Source organism: Klebsiella sp. 10982, assembly GCF_048589245.1.
In the GTDB taxonomy this organism is placed as follows: Bacteria; Pseudomonadota; Gammaproteobacteria; order Enterobacterales; family Enterobacteriaceae; genus Klebsiella; species Klebsiella quasivariicola.
The window spans coordinates 1-2,455 of sequence record NZ_JBMAXV010000102.1 but is presented as its reverse complement, the minus strand read 5'-3'; the positions used below and the strand labels follow the sequence as shown (position 1 = coordinate 2,455).

At 57.0% G+C, this 2,455-nt stretch carries 3 protein-coding genes; all 3 read left to right on the top strand.

Annotated elements, in window-relative coordinates; genetic code table 11:
- Positions 1-81: 81 nt before the first annotated feature.
- The 3 genes from tnpA to ACKLKD_RS27695 are packed head-to-tail and all read left to right on the top strand — an operon-like array spanning position 82 to position 2,417.
- Complete coding sequence (tnpA, locus tag ACKLKD_RS27705) at positions 82-486, top strand: IS66-like element accessory protein TnpA (protein ID WP_004196883.1); 405 nt, start codon at positions 82-84, stop codon at positions 484-486.
- Positions 483-830 (top strand): IS66 family insertion sequence element accessory protein TnpB, encoded by a 348-nt coding sequence (gene tnpB, locus ACKLKD_RS27700; RefSeq protein ID WP_087804739.1) that lies wholly within the window; start codon positions 483-485, stop codon positions 828-830. Before tnpA ends, tnpB begins: the two co-directional genes overlap by 4 nt.
- A 48-nt stretch (positions 831-878) precedes the next feature.
- Positions 879-2,417 (top strand): IS66-like element ISEc22 family transposase, encoded by a 1,539-nt coding sequence (locus tag ACKLKD_RS27695; protein WP_087804737.1) that lies wholly within the window; start codon positions 879-881, stop codon positions 2,415-2,417.
- Positions 2,418-2,455: the final 38 nt, after the last annotated feature.

The following is a 2,455-nucleotide window of genomic DNA, read 5'->3' as shown; positions in this document are numbered from 1 at the left end:
GTAAGCGTCGTCTCAGCACCGTCTGGCAGATCCTGATATTCCTGAGAGGATAGTGGACACCAAATATGGTGGACGCTATCCATGAAATCATTAACCGCAGTGCGTAAAAAAAGCCCTAATTATCCCGTTGAGTTCAAAATCAAAATGGTTGAACTCTCGCATCGACCAGAGATCTCCGTAGCGCAACTCGCTCGTGAGCATGGGATCAACGATAATTTGCTGTTCAAGTGGCGCCAGTACTGGCGCGAAGGAAAACTACGTCCTCCTTCAACAACAGAAAACAACGTGCCTGAGCTGCTCCCGATAACACTTGATGCCGAAGATGTTGTCCCTACAACCTCCCCCCGGTCACAACCTGTAGCTGCTGCGGCACCTGAATCACTCAATATCAGCTGTGAAGTAACGTTCCGGCACGGATCACTCCGTCTGAATGGTGCCATCAGCGAAAATATCCTGAACCTGCTGATACGGGAGCTCAAACGTTGAACCCATTACCATCAGGGACAAAGATCTGGCTGGTCGCTGGCATCACCGATATGAGAAACGGCTTCAACGGCCTGGCGGCAAAGGTGCAGACGACGCTGAAAGACGATCCGATGTCAGGTCACGTTTTTATCTTCCGTGGGCGTAATGGCAGTCAGATAAAGCTCCTCTGGTCTACCGGCGATGGACTGTGTCTGCTGACCAAACGGCTGGAGCGCGGCCGCTTCGCCTGGCCGTCAGCCCGGGATGGCAAAGTGTTCCTCACACCGGCACAGCTGGCGATGCTCCTTGAAGGTATCGACTGGCGGCAGCCTAAAAGACTGCTTACGTCCCTGACTATGTTGTAAGCCTCTTTATCCTGGTCGACGCTGAATGAGCCTGGTAATATACCCGGTATGAGCAGCTCACTTCCTGACGATATCAATGCACTGAAACGTCTCCTTGCCGAACAGGAGGCGCTGAACCGTGCCCTGCTGGAAAAGCTGAACGAGCGTGAACGCGAAATAGACCATCTGCAGGCACAGCTGGATAAGCTGCGCCGGATGAACTTCGGCAGCCGCTCCGAAAAAGTCTCCCGTCGTATCGCACAGATGGAAGCTGACCTGAAGGCACTTCAGAAAGAAAGTGATACCCTTACCGGTCGGGTTGACGACCCGGCCGTGCAGCGCCCGCTGCGTCAAACCCGCACCCGCAAACCGTTCCCCGAATCACTCCCCCGCGATGAAAAACGACTACTGCCGGCAGCGTCATGCTGCCCGGAATGTGGAGGCTCGCTGAGCTATCTGGGTGAGGATGCCGCCGAACAGCTGGAGCTGATGCGCAACGCCTTCCGGGTTATCCGGACTGTACGTGAAAAGCATGCCTGTACTCAGTGCGATGCCATCGTGCAGGCCCCCGCGCCTTCACGGCCCATCGAGCGGGGTATCGCAGGACCGGGGCTGCTGGCCCGCGTGCTGATCTCAAAGTATGCAGAGCACACCCCGCTGTACCGCCAGTCTGAAATATACGGCCGCCAGGGCGTGGAGCTGAGTCGTTCACTGCTGTCGGGCTGGGTGGATGCATGCTGCCGGCTACTGTCACCGCTGGAAGAAGCGCTTCAGGACTATGCGCTGACTGACGGTAAGCTCCATGCTGATGACACGCCTGTCCCGGTGCTGTTGCCAGGCAATAAGAAAACGAAGACCGGGCGGTTATGGACCTACGTTCGTGACGACCGTAACGCCGGGTCAACGCTGGCGCCGGCGGTGTGGTTCGCTTACAGCCCGGACAGAAAAGGCATCCATCCGCAGACCCATCTTGCGGGGTTCAGTGGTGTACTGCAGGCGGATGCATACGCTGGGTTCAACGAGCTGTACCGGGATGGTCGGATAACGGAAGCCGCCTGTTGGGCTCACGCCCGCCGTAAAATCCACGATGTGCACGTTCGCACCCCGTCAGCCCTGACGGAGGAAGCGCTGAAACGGATCGGCGAACTGTACGCCATCGAGGCAGAGATAAGGGGAATGACGGCGGAGCAGCGCCTTGCCGAACGTCAGTTGAAAACGAAACCGCTGCTGAAATCCCTGGAAAGCTGGCTGCGTGAAAAGATGAAAACCCTGTCGCGACACTCAGAACTGGCGAAAGCGTTCGCATACGCCCTGAACCAGTGGCCGGCGCTGACGTACTATGCAGATGATGGCTGGGCTGAGGCGGACAATAACATCGCTGAAAATGCGCTGCGGATGGTCAGTCTGGGCCGCAAAAACTACCTGTTCTTCGGTTCGGATCATGGAGGAGAGCGGGGAGCGCTGCTGTACAGCCTGATCGGGACGTGCAAACTGAACGGAGTGGAGCCAGAAAGCTACCTCCGCTATGTCCTTGACGTCATAGCCGACTGGCCGATAAACCGGGTCGGCGAACTGCTCCCCTGGCGCGTAGCACTGCCGACTGAATAACACATCCCCGTCAATACGGTTCTTGCTGCACGCTTACG